At 35.3% G+C, this 14,171-nt stretch carries 12 protein-coding genes; 6 read left to right on the top strand and 6 right to left on the bottom strand.

The genetic code is table 11. The features are described 5' to 3' along the window. The first annotated feature begins 102 nt into the window (after nt 1-102). From KIK00_RS10550 to KIK00_RS10525, 6 genes are all read left to right on the top strand, one after another. Nucleotides 103-2,718 (top strand): valine--tRNA ligase, encoded by a 2,616-nt coding sequence (locus KIK00_RS10550; RefSeq protein WP_255816509.1) that lies wholly within the window; start codon nt 103-105, stop codon nt 2,716-2,718. An 85-nt stretch (nt 2,719-2,803) separates the two neighbouring features. After that, nucleotides 2,804-3,439, top strand: coding sequence for a DUF4241 domain-containing protein (locus KIK00_RS10545; RefSeq protein WP_255816508.1), 636 nt, complete (start codon nt 2,804-2,806; stop codon nt 3,437-3,439). A 67-nt stretch (nt 3,440-3,506) separates the two neighbouring features. Then, nucleotides 3,507-4,397 carry a ribokinase gene (locus KIK00_RS10540; RefSeq protein ID WP_255816507.1) on the top strand — a complete coding sequence of 297 codons (891 nt, stop codon included), beginning with the start codon at nt 3,507-3,509 and terminating at the stop codon, nt 4,395-4,397. Between the two features lie 91 nt (nt 4,398-4,488). After that, nucleotides 4,489-5,334, top strand: coding sequence for an alpha/beta fold hydrolase (locus KIK00_RS10535; RefSeq protein ID WP_255816506.1), 846 nt, complete (start codon nt 4,489-4,491; stop codon nt 5,332-5,334). After that, nucleotides 5,331-5,975, top strand: a complete 645-nt coding sequence (locus tag KIK00_RS10530; RefSeq protein WP_255816505.1) for an HD domain-containing protein — start codon at nt 5,331-5,333, stop codon at nt 5,973-5,975. The genes KIK00_RS10535 and KIK00_RS10530 overlap by 4 nt, the downstream gene beginning before the upstream one ends. Nucleotides 5,976-6,233: 258 nt before the next feature. Continuing rightward, a complete protein-coding gene (locus tag KIK00_RS10525; RefSeq protein ID WP_255816504.1) occupies nt 6,234-6,827 on the top strand; it encodes a hypothetical protein in 594 nt (197 codons plus the stop codon). 56 nt (nt 6,828-6,883) lie between these two features. On the opposite strand, the gene KIK00_RS10520 is transcribed toward KIK00_RS10525, so the two are convergent. The 6 genes from KIK00_RS10520 to KIK00_RS10495 all read right to left on the bottom strand — a co-directional run bounded on the left by KIK00_RS10520 (nt 6,884) and on the right by KIK00_RS10495 (nt 13,766). Then, a complete protein-coding gene (locus KIK00_RS10520) occupies nt 6,884-7,114 on the bottom strand; it encodes a hypothetical protein (RefSeq protein ID WP_255816503.1) in 231 nt (76 codons plus the stop codon). 116 nt (nt 7,115-7,230) lie between these two features. Continuing rightward, entirely contained in the window at nt 7,231-8,121 is an 891-nt protein-coding gene (locus KIK00_RS10515) for a DUF72 domain-containing protein (RefSeq protein WP_255816502.1), read from the bottom strand. A 98-nt stretch (nt 8,122-8,219) separates the two neighbouring features. Next, complete coding sequence (locus tag KIK00_RS10510; RefSeq protein WP_255816501.1) at nt 8,220-10,358, bottom strand: T9SS type A sorting domain-containing protein; 2,139 nt, start codon at nt 10,356-10,358, stop codon at nt 8,220-8,222. 320 nt (nt 10,359-10,678) lie between these two features. Next, on the bottom strand, nt 10,679-12,337 hold the full coding sequence (locus tag KIK00_RS10505) for a ribonucleoside-diphosphate reductase subunit alpha (protein WP_047378798.1): 1,659 nt from the start codon (nt 12,335-12,337) through the stop codon (nt 10,679-10,681). 55 nt (nt 12,338-12,392) lie between these two features. Continuing rightward, nucleotides 12,393-12,683 carry a hypothetical protein gene (locus KIK00_RS10500; protein WP_255816500.1) on the bottom strand — a complete coding sequence of 97 codons (291 nt, stop codon included), beginning with the start codon at nt 12,681-12,683 and terminating at the stop codon, nt 12,393-12,395. A gap of 108 nt (nt 12,684-12,791) precedes the next feature. Continuing rightward, complete coding sequence (locus KIK00_RS10495) at nt 12,792-13,766, bottom strand: ribonucleotide-diphosphate reductase subunit beta (RefSeq protein ID WP_047378790.1); 975 nt, start codon at nt 13,764-13,766, stop codon at nt 12,792-12,794. Nucleotides 13,767-14,171: the final 405 nt, after the last annotated feature.

The following is a 14,171-nucleotide window of genomic DNA, read 5'->3' as shown; positions in this document are numbered from 1 at the left end:
GATAAATTTTGTGAAACAAAGTTAAAAATTATTTTAATTCATGCTTAAAAATTTTTTTCTTTAGACTATTTTTGCAAATTGCAAGCCAAAGAAATAGAATTTATGCAGATTTCAGAAAAGTACAATCCACAGGAAACAGAACAGAAATGGTACAATTACTGGTTGGAAAATAAATATTTCCACTCAGAGCCTAATGATAAACCACCATATACCGTGGTCATTCCTCCGCCAAACGTGACGGGGATATTACACATGGGACATATGTTGAACAATACCATTCAAGATGTTCTGGTCCGCCGTGCAAGAATGCGCGGGTTTAATGCTTGTTGGATTCCGGGAACAGATCACGCTTCAATTGCTACTGAAGCTAAAGTTGTTGCTAAACTGAAATCTGAGGGAGTTAATAAGTCAGATATTACCCGTGAAGAGTTTTTAACTCATGCATGGGACTGGACCAATAAATATGGAGGAACTATCCTTGAGCAGCTGAAAAAGTTGGGATGTTCATGTGATTGGGACAGAACCCGCTTCACTATGGAAGACAAACTTTCGCAGCAGGTTATCAAAAGTTTCGTAGACCTTTATAACAAAGGATTAATCTACAGAGGCTACAGAATGGTAAACTGGGATCCGGAAGCGAAAACCAATATTTCTGATGAAGAAGTAATATTTAAAGAACAAAACGGAAAATTATATTTTCTTAAATATAAAATCGAAGGATCTGAAGAATATCTTTCAGTTGCTACTACACGTCCGGAAACTATTTTCGGGGACACAGCAGTATGTATCAATCCGAATGATGAAAGATATGCTCACTTAAAAGGTAAAAATGTAATTGTACCAATCGTTGACAGAGTAATTCCAATCATTGAGGATGAATATGTAGATATTGAGTTCGGAACCGGAGCTTTGAAAATTACTCCTGCACATGATATCAATGACTATGAAATTGGACAGAAACATCAGTTAAAAATGATTGATGCTCTTGATGATGATGGAAATCTTAATGAACATGGTTTACATTATGCTGGGAAAAACAGATTCGACGTAAGAAAGCAGATTGCTAAAGAACTTGAAGAAAAAGATCTTTTGCTTAAAGCTGAAGATTATGTAAATAAAGTGGGAACTTCCGAGAGAACAGGTGCCGTTATTGAACCTAAAGTTTCAGTACAATGGTTCCTTAAAATGTCCGAAATTGCTAAACCAGCTTTGGATGTAGTAATGGATGATGAAGTAAAGTTCTACCCTGAAAAGTTTAAAAATACGTATAAGCACTGGATGGAAAACATCCGCGACTGGAATATCTCCCGTCAGCTTTGGTGGGGACAGCAGATTCCTGCTTATTACTATGGAGAAGGAGAAAATGATTTTGTAGTTGCAGAAACTAAGGAAGACGCCTTAGAACTGGCAAAACAAAAAACTGGAAATTCAAACCTGACTGCAGAAAACCTTAAACAGGATGATGATGCATTGGATACATGGTTCTCATCATGGTTATGGCCAATGTCTGTATTTGACGGATTACTTGATCCTGAAAATAAAGATATCAACTATTACTATCCAACATCTGACCTTGTTACAGGTCCGGATATTATTTTCTTCTGGGTAGCAAGAATGATCATGGCTGGATTGGAATACAGAAAAGAAGTTCCATTTAAAAATGTTTACTTCACAGGAATTGTAAGAGATAAGCAGAGAAGAAAGATGTCAAAATCTCTTGGAAACTCTCCTGATCCACTTGAATTAATGGACAAATACGGAGCAGATGGAGTACGTGTAGGTATTCTATTAAGCTCTGCAGCTGGAAATGACCTTCTTTTTGACGAAGATTTAATGCTTCAGGGAAGAAACTTCATGACGAAGATTTGGAATGCGTTCCGTCTGATCAATATGTGGAATCATGAAGACAAACCAGCTATTGCAACCGATAACCAGGCTATTGAGTGGTTTGAAAACAAATTGAATAAAACAATTGCGGAAATTAATGATCAGTTTGAGAAATTCAGAATTTCTGATGCTCTTCACCTGATCTATAAATTAATTTGGGATGATTTTTGCGGATGGTATCTTGAAGCAATTAAACCAAATTATGGAGAAGGAATTTCTAAGGAAGTGTATGACAGAACCATCCTGTTCTTTGAGGAATTGATGAAACTGCTTCATCCGTTTATGCCTTTCCAGTCAGAAGAATTGTGGCAGACGATCTCAGAAAGAAGTATTGATGAAGCTTTAGTTATAGCTCAACAGAAAGAAGCCGAAGCATTCGATGAAACGATTATTAAAAACTTTGAAACGGCAGCAGAATTAATTTCCGGAGTTAGAAACTACCGCCAGACAAAAGGAATTTCACCAAGAGAAGCTGCTGAGGTATATACCAATGCTTCTGAATTTGCAAATGAAGCTGTAGTAAGAAAATTAGCTAATATTTCTGAGATTCATTTTGGACAGAAAACAGATAAACCAAGCTTTACCTTCCTGGTAGGAGCAACTGAGGTTTCTATTCCTTTAAGTGAAAATTTAGACTTGGGAGAAGAAAAAGCAAAAACTGAAGAGGAATTGAAATATTTAAAAGGATTCTTAATTTCAGTAGATAAAAAACTTTCCAATGAAAAGTTTGTCGCCAATGCTAAACCTGAAGTTGTGGAAGTGGAGCGTAAGAAGCAGAAAGATGCTCAGGATAAAATTGCGATCCTTGAAGAGAAACTGAAAAGTTTGTAAAATATAGACAGTAAAGTTTGTCAAAATCTCAGGCTGGATACAGATGGAAAATTGTATCCAGCCTGATGGTTTAAAGAATAATAAAATGACACATATAGAAAACATAAAAAAACTATTCTCAAAGGATTTTGTAGAAAATCCATTGTTAGAAAGTTTTGAAGCAGGAAAGATCTATCTTTCCAGTGGAAAGCTGGTTGCCTGCGATCCATTAATCACCAATGATATGCTTCCTTTCACCACAGAATTTCCGAAGGGAGATTTTTCTGTGATGGTGCACAAAGAAAGAAACAGTAACTGTGTGGCTTATACCGAAATCATATTCAATAATTCTGAAATTAAAGAATGGAAACTGGCAACCACAGCGGGACAGAATATAAAAGATCTGGCAAAAGAAGAAATCTTTGGTTATCCTGTAGAAAGCGGGATGGGATGTTTTATGGATGTTGATACTCAAAACAGTCTCAACGAGCTTGAACAGAGATTATTCCAGAATAAAGGCGGAGATTTTATGGGAATCTACGAAGAGTTTTTCCATGAGTATTTCTTTGATGAAAACGGAGCTATTGACCAATATGCCTTCCTAAAACCTGCAAAAGAACATCCTGGAACTATATTTGCTTTTGAAACCGGATATGGTGAGGGATTTTATGCCAGTTATATAGCCTATGATCAAGATCAATTACCTGTGAAAATAATTACTGAATTTATAGAAATAAGTTAATTTAAAATTAGCTATTTTTGGAACACGATTTTGTCAGTTATAAATTTTAAAGCTAATACAAAACACAATGAATTTCTCATCAGAACAACCCCGAATTATTGTTGTGGGCAGCTCATCCATAGATTTGGTTCTTGAAACCGAAAAACTTCCTTCACCCAACGAAACGGTCTTAGCCGTTAAGTCAGATAGCTATTTTGGGGGCAAAGGAGCCAATCAGTCGGTAGGTACTGCCAGGCTGGGTGCAAGTGTATACTTTATAGGATGTGTGGGAATGGATCCCCTTGGGCAGCAGATTATGAGAAATCTGGTAAGTGAAAATGTGAATGTAGGTTTTGTACATGAAACAGATAAAGATGCTACAGGAACAGCTTATGTGACGACTTCTCACGGCAATGCGGCAATTGTTGTAGTGCCGGCAGCCAATAAACATCTTAGCAAATCACATATAGACGAAGCCGAAAGGTATTTTAATACTGCAGATCTCGTGCTGGTACAGCTTGAGGTTTCTATGGAGGTAGTAGAGCATACCGTTAAAAAAGCTAAGAAATATGGAAAAAAAGTAGGTTTGTATGCTTCTCCTGCAATGAGAGTCAGTGAAGAAATCTTAGAAAAGGTTGATTTTATTGTAGCTAAGAGCAACGAATTATACACCATTTTCGGAGAAGAAAAAAGGGAAGAGGTCCTTAAGAAATATTTCAATAAAGTTTTTGTAAGAGATGATACCAATTCCACCATTTATTTTGATGGTACAGAAATGAAATATTACAGAAACGACAAAGATGAGAAAGTTTATAAAATGGGAATGGGTGATGCATTTACCTCAGGATTTGCTATCGCACTTTGCCATGGAAATTCTATCGAAGAATGTGTGAAGTTTGGAAATGAAGTTTCATCAAGAGTTTCCGGAGGTAAAGGTTCTCAGACAGGGCTGCCAAGAATGTCAGATTTCTTTTCTTAAAACTATTTACGACATATCAAAAGTCTGAAACTTAACATAAAAATATAAGTAAAATGTCCACTTTTATAGTGGATTTTTTTCTTTTTATACTATGGAAAAACTAATACTTAGCACGGAAGATCATATTTCTTTGGGTGTCCATCTCTTTAAACCGGAAAAAAGTAATGGGAAACTATTGCTGATCAATTCGGCAACAGGAGTGAAACAGCAGGTGTACTTTTCTTTTGCCAGTTATTTTTCTGAACAGGGATTTACGGTGATTACGTACGATTACAGGGGAATAGGACTTTCCAAGCCGAAAGATATGAGAGGATTTCATGGTTCAATGAGATTGTGGGGGTCAAAAGATTATAAAGCTTTAACTGGATACATCAAAACACACTTTAAAGACCATAAAAAGTATTGCTTAGGCCATTCTGTAGGCGCATTGATTCTGGGAATGAATGAAGATTCGGAAATATTCGAAGAATTTGTTTTTGTAGGAACACAAAATGCTTTTGTAGGTAACCTTAAAGGAGTTACAAAAATTGAAGCCTATCTGGGGTTTGGAATTGCCCAGCCATTAACCACTTCATTATTAGGATATTTTCCGGCACATTGGTTTGGACTGGGAGAAAGTCTTCCAAAAAATTGCGCATATGACTGGAGAACCTTAATTTTAAACAAGAAATCAACCAACAGGCTGTTGGAGAAAATTGATAACTTTTCTAAAAATTTGACACAGAAAGTATTTGTAATCCGCGCAGAAGATGATATCTGGCTGACAGAAAGAGGCGTATTAAGCTTATTGAACAATACTTATCCTAATCTTAAACCAACTTACAGACTGATTGCTGTTTCAGAATCTGATAAAAAGGAAATCGGACATATCAATTTTTTTAGAAGCTACAACAGTAAACTCTGGGATATTATTTTAAATGAACTGAAAGATAAATGAAAAGTACGATTGACAACACGGTAGCATTTGTAAAAGAAAAATTAGAAGGAGCAGAGGCAGGACATGACTGGTTCCATATTGAAAGAGTATGGAAACTGGCTGCTCAGATAGCAGAAACAGAAAACTGTGATAAAGAGGTGGTAGAATTATCTGCCCTTCTCCATGATATTGCAGATCCTAAATTTCATAACGGTGATGAAACCATTGCACCCAAAATATCCAGAGCATTTCTTGAAGAGCAGAACGTCCCTGAAGAAACGATCCAGAAGGTTTTATTTGTAATTGAAAATATATCGTTTAAAAACAGAGATCAGGCTCCGGTAAATCCACCTATTGAACTGCAAATTGTGCAGGATGCAGACCGTATTGATGCAATAGGAGCTATTGGAATTGCCAGAACATTCAATTTTGGAGGTTTTAAGAATAATCTGATGTATCACCCGGATATGAAACCTAAACTGGGAATGTCAAAAGAAGAATATAAAAAGTCTGATGGAACAACCATCAATCATTTCTACGAAAAACTATTGCTTTTGAAAGATATGATGAATACCCAAAAAGGAAAAAAAATAGCCGAAGAAAGACACAATTATATGCTGAATTTCCTCGACCAGTTTTATAAGGAATGGAATGTAGACTAGAAGATAAACTGAGATTATGAATAAAGATTGGCAAAAGATTTTGTACTCATAACTTTATGGATATTAAACTTTACATTGATATATTTCCCAAACATAGCTATCCATCTCATGTTGTAAGATTTTCATGTGTCTGGATAGTTTTTTTATGTGATAAACTCGGTAAATACCAAAGAAATTAAGTGTCAAAAACGTGGGGTAAAATTAAAAAAGTAAACTCCGATATAGATAAAATAGAGATAAGAAGTATCTTTGTAAAATATGACACTCATTATTTTTATAATATTTCTGGCTTCTGTTCTTTCTTTGGTCCTGTTTAAGGTAAAATCAGGAAATATAGCAAAGTGGGCGAAGCTGTTTCGTATTGTAACAGTAGTTTTTTCAATTTCTGTTTTTACATATTGGTTTATCAAGAAAAGTGCTGTAGCATTTGTGGATAATTCTGTGGGGCTGCAGGTCATCAATAAGCTTCCTCAGGCATTGGATTTTTACCTGATCAATGTAAATAAAACCGATAAAAATACAAGCCTTGAGCCCAAACATATTGGTAAAATACGTCCGGAATACTACAGGATAGAATACCTGAAAATGGATAAGTCTGATGAATACTGGATCGTAGGCTATCTCGGAAAGAAAAACCTGGTGTACTTTTCCCAGCATTCCGTACCGAATAAAAATATTGATCAGATTGTAGAAGTTCAGAATTACATCAACCAAAGTATGAAACTTTCTGAATCGGCAAAAAAACAGGTAGATGCCTATAATTATGAGAACACAAAACTTGGGATCTGGATTACACTGGATTTCCTGCTTCTGTTTCTCAATCTGGTATTGCTTCTGAAGAAAAATAAATAAGAATAGAATGGGTAATGAGTCTTTTTATAGTACCCATTACCCATTATTATTTTTGCTTAAGGGTAATCCAGGATCTGCATAATTTGTTCCTTGAACTCCTCAGGGCAGAATCTGATAAGTTTGTCTTTATTCTGTTTACTGATTTCTTTTGGGGTAACCCATTCCGTTTTATTGGAATTAAGACTGTGATGATCATATACTCTTTTTATGGTATCGTTTTCATAAAAAGTATACTCATCACCAAGCCAGCTATTGGCAATACTGATTTTGCAAATTTCTTTTTCCATGATTTATGTTTTAAAGCATAATGTATTATGAAATACACTATACTCTAATTTATGAAATTTTTCGTTATGAAAAAAGAGTTTGCATAATCTTTTATTCTGTACCTGATTTATATTACCTAAAATAACGTTCCTGTACCTTCTGTTGCCATTTGTGGAATATGGATATCAGTTTTCCATTCTTCATTCAGTTTCTTGATAAAATAAGCGGATAATAGAGGAGAAGCTTTTTCAATATTCTGGTGTACGAAAAAGTAGAGATTCTGAAGACCTTCTTTCTTCCATTTCGTGAGATGTTTCAACCAGTCATCCAATCTTTCATAGTCACTTTCAGCATTGGCTCCTACATAACGGATAAATGCATTAGGCGTAGTAAGGCGCATATGAAGCATATCTCTTCTTCCGGCAGTATCTACGATGATATTGGTGATATTATGAGCTTCAAAGAGTTCACAGGTTGTATTAAGAATTTCCTCATCAGTAAACCATTCCGTATTCCTGAGCTCTATAGCTAAGGGAACTTCTTTAGGCCATTCTTTTACAAATTTTTCCAGTCTGTCATAATCTTTGGGCTTAAAATTGTCATGAAGCTGAAGAAAAGCCATACCCAGTTTTTCATCAAAATTGATCACTGCTGAAGCAAAATGAGTTACCGGATCAGTCACATCAATCAGTCTTCTGAAATGGGAAACCGTATTGGTAATCTTGGGAAAGAATTTAAAATTATCAGGAGTTTTTTCTTTCCATGTTTTTACCTGATCTGGGGTGGGCATTCCGTAGAAAGTAGCATTCAGTTCAATGGAATTAAACTGAGTGGCATAATAGGTCAGTTCATCTTTAGTTCCTTTAGGATAAAATCCTTTAAGATCCGTTTTATTCCATTTTGCACATCCGATAGAAATATTTTCCAGTCCTTTTTTATTAAGAGCCAGTATATCCTTGGTTTTAGGATGATCTTTTGGTAAAGTGAAATCTATTTTTGATGGGTCTTCTACTTGTCCGAATTTCATATCTGTAGTTTTGGTATTAAACAATAAACACAAATATAAACCAAAAAAATCATAGAATTTTCTATGATTTTTAATGGAAATAATTGTATCGAAAATACTTATTTTTTAATGATTTTTTTGGTAACCTGAGTTTTATCAGTAGTAATTTTTATGAGATAAACGGCAGTAGGATAGCCTGAAAGATCAATATTTATAATAGGCTGATTGAAGTTTCTGTCCAAAATAATTCTTTCTTGATAATCAATAAGTTTTATATTTTTTATAGAAGTATCGGAGCTTATCTGCAAGATATCTTTTACCGGATTAGGGAAAACTTTGACCTGTTTTATATTGAAGTTTGTGTTGTCACTCTTCAGGAAAGAATTGCTGCAGTTCGTAGTAAATGTGATATCAGGATACATTGTCTGAAGTTCATTAAGTTGAGCATCATCTACACAAACTGATAAATTAGAGTTGTTATTGGTGAAATCAACGAGATCTTCTATAGATCCATTTCTCAGATTAACAGAAGTGAGATTAGACATATTCCATAAGGTAACGGATTCCAGATGTGATGATGTGGAAAAATCATGCTGTGCAATCTGAGGGCAGGTATTAAAGTGTACATTCTTCAGATTAATATTATCGGAAGTGTTGACCTGGGTAAGCAAAGGCAGATTTGCCAATGTTAATGATTCTAAATTTGTATTATTTGATGTATTGACTGAAGCAAGGAGTTCATTGTAGGACAGACTCAATGATTGCAGAGAAACACAGTCTTTGGTATCCAGAGTGGATATTTTTGTATTGCTTACCACAATATCTTTAAGCCCGGTACATTGGGAGAGGTTGATCTCTTCTAAGTTAGAAAACATATACCCGATTGATAAATTCTGCAGCCCCGGACAGTTTTCTAAATCAAGTTTTCTTAAGTCGTTATTATTGTCGAATGCAAAATTCGTGAGTGCAATACAATTTTTAGTGAAAATGTTCTGAAGATTGTTTGCCCCTTGTGTTCCATTGGTCATAAAACGATCCGTTTTTAAGGTATGCAAATGAGAAAGATTATTGGTGTTTACCATATTCATATATCCGCAGGAATTGGTGAGATCAATGCTTTTCAATGCTTGTGCAGTACTGAAGTTTATAGTATTGGTGATCTTTTGATTGAAGGCCTTCAGGGTTTTTAGTTTTGGAAGACCTGCAAGGTTTAATGTATTCACATCCCCGAAATAAATTCCGGAGGTGGTAGAGTATATGTATCTGTTATAGAAAGAACAGTCTAATTCTTCAAGGTTAATCAGTCCTGCTGTACTGAAATCAATAGATGGAGCATTCAGTCCCATTATTTTTTTTAAAGAAGAGCAGCCATTAAGGTTTACTTTGGAGAAATATGATCCTGTTGATTCATAATGATCCGTATTTGCAATGATCTCCTGCAGATTTGTACAATTATTGGCGATCAGCTCAATATTTTGATTTGAATACCCTAAAGCGTTGAAACCTCCTGTTACTGAAATTTTTATTAAAGTATTCAGATTAGGAACGGCAATCTTTTCCAAAAATGTACAGGAATCAAATGTAAGTGTTTGAATATTGGAATTCTCAATATACAGTTCTCTAAGCTCTGCAGAACTAATAACTGCATTACTGTTGATTTGCTGACAGTTTTTTATCCTTAAGCTATTTTCATCAGGGTGCCACATATTCCCAGAGATTTGATAGGCAGTGATATCGGCAATATTCTGAATTCCTGAACAGTTATCAAAAGAAAGATTAATAGGAGAAGCCATATATTGACCTCCCTGTGTTAAGTCATAATAGAAAGGTCTTCCCTGTACTTTTTTGATTTTAGTATTATTTGTAAAGCTGATGTTGGCAGTCTTGGTATTCCAAAAATAAAGTTCCTCGAGATTGGAGAACAGCATGGCATCCGAAATCCCGTCCGGCAGATGGCTGTTATAGTAGGTGATATTGATATTGTTCGGATCAAATGGGCTACCATTAGGATCAATATACATCTGATCAGAATCTAACCTGATCGTTAGGACTTTCACCTGTTGGGCTTCTGAAAGCTGGATCTCTCCATCTCCGTTATTATCTATGGCAATAGAATTTCCATTAAAATCCTGTGCAATCTGGTTGGTAGTGTTTGAGCTTAGAAGTAAAGCTTTAAACTTTGTATCAGAAAAATTCAGATTCTGAGAGTAAGCGATAGAAAATCCGCTTACCCATAAGGTAAATAAAAGTTTTTTCATATTTGAGTTTTAGTTATCAGATAATGTTACAAATCCCTTTGTGTACAATCGAATGTTGTAAATATAATTTCTTTTTTTTGAAAAAAATCCATTTTAGGTGTATATAGACTTATTCCTTTATTTTAAGTAAAATTTATTAATAAAAATGTATTATGGGTTGTTTTTATTTGGAGAATATTGATTTTATATGCCGATTTTTAGTTTGGGATAAAAAAAATTCTTGATTTTTTTGGTATAAATGACCTGCAAAAGCTCTGATAAATAAAAAAAGCACACTAAAAAGTGTGCTTTTTAAAATATAGTGTGTTTATTACTTGGTCCTATGCCTCACAGCTTGAACATGATACGAAGTTGACCATCATTTCTTTTGAAACAGATGAACTTCTTTGGTAGTAAAGTGTTTTTACTCCTTTTTTCCAAGCTTCAATATAAAGATAGTTGACATCTTTTACAGGCATTGTAGAAGGAATCTGAAGATTCAGCGACTGTGCCTGGTCAATGTATTGCTGTCTCTGTGCTGCCTGAGAGATAATTTCCATTGGAGAAATTTCCTTGAATGTTTTGAATACTGCCTTTTCTTCAGGAGTAAGCTCATTCAGATGCTGTACAGATCCATGGTTGAGCATAATTGTTCTCCACGTTTCTTCGTTATCCAGCCCTTTTTCTTTCAATAATTTTGCCAGGTATTTGTTCTTACGCATAAAGTTTCCTTTAGCAAGACCTGCTTTATAATAGTTAGAAGAGAAAGGCTCGATTCCCGGAGATGTCTGTCCTAAGATGGCAGAACTTGAAGTGGTAGGAGCGATAGCCATTGTTGTGGTATTTCTTAATCCGTACCCTTTCAATACTTCCGGTTCTCCGTAGATGTTGGCAAGCTCTCTTGAAGCCTGCTCAGCCTGTTCTTTAATATGTCTGAATGCTCTTGCATTGAATTGAGTTGCCTCAAAGCTTTCAAACGGAATCATATTTTTCTGTAAATAAGAATGATACCCTAAAACTCCTAATCCAAGAGCTCTGTGACGCATTGCAAAATTTCTTGCTCCCTGTAGATAGTAGTTGCCTTCAGTTTTGTCAATAAACTCTGATAATACAGCATCAAGGAAGTATACTGCTAATTTTACAGCATCTGTATCTTTCCACTCATCATACAGTTCAAGGTTCATGGAAGACAGACAGCAGATGAAAGATTCTTCCATCGTAGACGGAAGCATGATTTCAGAGCAAAGATTACTTGCATTCACCGTCATTCCTAAATCTTTATAAACCTGAGGCTTGTTTCTGTTCACGTTGTCTGTGAAGAAAATATACGGAAGACCTTTTTGCTGGCGGCTTTCCAATACTCTTGCCCAAACCTTACGTTTTTCCATATCACCATCAATCATATCCTGCATCCAGTAATCTGGTACGCATACTCCGGTAAACAGGTTCTGAATAGGGCTACCGATATCTTTAATGGATAAAAACTCTTCAATATCTCCGTGGTCAATATCTAGGTAAGCAGCAAAAGCACCTCTTCTTACGCCTCCCTGAGAAACAACATCCATTGCAGTATCAAAAAGTTTCATGAATGAAACTGCTCCTGAAGACTTCCCGTTATCAGTTACGGCTGTTCCTCTGTTTCTCAATTCTCCAAAATATCCTGAAGTACCACCTCCAATTTTAGTCTGCATGATGACTTCACCCATTTTATGAGTAATCCCTTCGATGCTGTCCGGAATGTGAGCGTTGAAACATGAGATAGGAAGACCTCTTTCTGTTCCCATATTAGCCCATACAGGAGACGAGAAGCTGATCCATCCTTTTGTGATCATCTCTTTGAATGCCGGTTGAAGCTCTGGTTTGTATAACCTTTTTGCAGCGGCAGTGGTAATTCTGTCGATAGCACCGTCTACCGTTTCACCTTTCAACAGATATCCTCTGTTCAGCATCTGCTCAGACTCTTCATTGAGCCACCATATATTTGAATTTTGCTCTTCCATAGATGTTATATTTTCGAATTCCGGAATGAGAGAATCACTCCGGAATTTTGTTTTTTTATATTATTGATTGTAAAATTTCTACTTTGTGGGAACCGTTCAGCCCGCTTTCGTCTCTTAATCTCTGAAATTCTTTAAAAGACGGAACATTCAAAACTTCATGCTGAACTTCTTCGTTGATGTAGTTTGAATAATGTACAAAAGTAACACCATCTTCCTTTACAAAAACTTTGTATTCAAAAGTGGAAGTATCTAAATTTTTGAAATCTTCCAGAAACTTTTGGATATTGGTTTTATTGTTTGGAACAAATTCCGGGTTTATCGTATAGCTTACTATTACATTGATCATTTCTTCTGTATTTGTGCTTTATTAATGAACAGCAATTCCATTTATTAATCAGAAAAGGATAATCCTAATACTGACTGCTTTGACGCTCGCTTCGCTCGCGCCTCTGTATTAAAACAAATCGTTTGCTGTAATACTTTTATCGTGCTTCGTATAGTCTACAGGTCTTTTTGCAAAGAAATCATCTAATGAATTCGCGAAAACTTCCTCTTCGAACCATACCATTGGTTTGTATTGCTCTGGAGTGATGTTGTATCTTGTTTTCATATTGATTTTCTTCAAGCTGTCATCCACACGGTATTTCATGAAGTTCAACAGGTCTTCCTTGGAAACATTATCAATTTCTCCTAATTCAAATATCCAGCTAAGGATATCTCCTTCTCTTGCGATAGACTCATCTACTAAAGTGTAGATATCTTCAATATCGCTGTCTGTTAATAAGTCAGGTTGTTCCTCACGGATTTTATTGATCAGGTAGATTCCTGCATTAGCATGAATCTGCTCATCTACTGAAGTCCATGCGATGATATTGGAAACATTTTTCATGAATCCTTTGAATCTTGTGAAAGAAAGGATGATAGCAAACTGCGAGAAAAGAGAAACATTCTCCACTAAAATACTGAACAACAATAAAGCGGAAACATATTCTTTTGGAGTAGCAGAATTAGCATGCTTTAAAGCATTTCCTAAAAACTCGATTCTTCCTTTTACAGCAGGAATTTCGATCACGTTAAGGAATTCATCATTATATCCTAATACCTCTAATAAACGGGAATATGCTTCAGAATGGCGGAACTCGCATTCTGCAAAAGTAGATCCTAATCCATTGAATTCCGGCTTTGGAAGGTGGTTGTATAAATTTCCCCAGAATGTCTTTACAGACACCTCGATCTGTGCAATGGCTAACAGCGCATTTTTCACAGCGTGCTTTTCATGTGGTTCCAACTGCGAATGAAAATCCTGAACATCTGCAGTAAAGTCCACTTCCGAATGCACCCAGAACGATTTGTTGATTGCCTCTACAAATTGAAGAACCTCCGGGTATTCAAATGGCTTATAGCTTACTCTTTTATCAAAAATTCCCATATTAAATATCTTTATAATTAAATAATTTAGATCTCTGTGGATAACGTTCCGGAAATACTTAACTTTTTGTTTATCTGTAGGTTGTGAATTAAAGTTATTCACTTCCCCAAATTCATATTTCTTGTAAAGAACTAATAGCAAAGTTCGAAAAAAAGAACTGATTTTGAAAGGGGTAAATACTAATCGGCTGACTTTTAGCCTGAAAAGTTTTCCACATTTACATGAAACTGGCTAGAATAATAGGCTAGGCCACTATATTGAGGGTAAATACATGGAAATCTAAAGTTACAGTTAAACAAAAATATATAAAACATTATTAATAAAGGCTTAAATCATTAAACAAAAAAATATTTGAATAAATTTTTATTCTTGTAACAATTTGAAAATATCATCTACTTATTGGGT

The sequence above is a fragment of the Chryseobacterium sp. MA9 genome, assembly GCF_024399315.1.
In the GTDB taxonomy this organism is placed as follows: domain Bacteria; phylum Bacteroidota; class Bacteroidia; order Flavobacteriales; family Weeksellaceae; genus Chryseobacterium.
The sequence above is the reverse complement of the archived record's forward strand: the minus strand, read 5'-3'. Positions and strand labels throughout refer to the sequence as shown.

What these genes read in the sequence shown, in the direction of transcription:
- KIK00_RS10550 (WP_255816509.1), top strand. Translation starts at nt 103, where the DNA reads ATGCAGATTTCAGAAAAGTACAATCCACAGGAAACAGAACAGAAATGG.
- KIK00_RS10545 (WP_255816508.1), top strand. Translation starts at nt 2,804, where the DNA reads ATGACACATATAGAAAACATAAAAAAACTATTCTCAAAGGATTTTGTA.
- KIK00_RS10540 (WP_255816507.1), top strand. Translation starts at nt 3,507, where the DNA reads ATGAATTTCTCATCAGAACAACCCCGAATTATTGTTGTGGGCAGCTCA.
- KIK00_RS10535 (WP_255816506.1), top strand. Translation starts at nt 4,489, where the DNA reads ATGGAAAAACTAATACTTAGCACGGAAGATCATATTTCTTTGGGTGTC.
- KIK00_RS10530 (WP_255816505.1), top strand. Translation starts at nt 5,331, where the DNA reads ATGAAAAGTACGATTGACAACACGGTAGCATTTGTAAAAGAAAAATTA.
- KIK00_RS10525 (WP_255816504.1), top strand. Translation starts at nt 6,234, where the DNA reads ATGACACTCATTATTTTTATAATATTTCTGGCTTCTGTTCTTTCTTTG.
- KIK00_RS10520 (WP_255816503.1), bottom strand. Translation starts at nt 7,114, where the DNA reads ATGGAAAAAGAAATTTGCAAAATCAGTATTGCCAATAGCTGGCTTGGT.
- KIK00_RS10515 (WP_255816502.1), bottom strand. Translation starts at nt 8,121, where the DNA reads ATGAAATTCGGACAAGTAGAAGACCCATCAAAAATAGATTTCACTTTA.
- KIK00_RS10510 (WP_255816501.1), bottom strand. Translation starts at nt 10,358, where the DNA reads ATGAAAAAACTTTTATTTACCTTATGGGTAAGCGGATTTTCTATCGCT.
- KIK00_RS10505 (WP_047378798.1), bottom strand. Translation starts at nt 12,337, where the DNA reads ATGGAAGAGCAAAATTCAAATATATGGTGGCTCAATGAAGAGTCTGAG.
- KIK00_RS10500 (WP_255816500.1), bottom strand. Translation starts at nt 12,683, where the DNA reads ATGATCAATGTAATAGTAAGCTATACGATAAACCCGGAATTTGTTCCA.
- KIK00_RS10495 (WP_047378790.1), bottom strand. Translation starts at nt 13,766, where the DNA reads ATGGGAATTTTTGATAAAAGAGTAAGCTATAAGCCATTTGAATACCCG.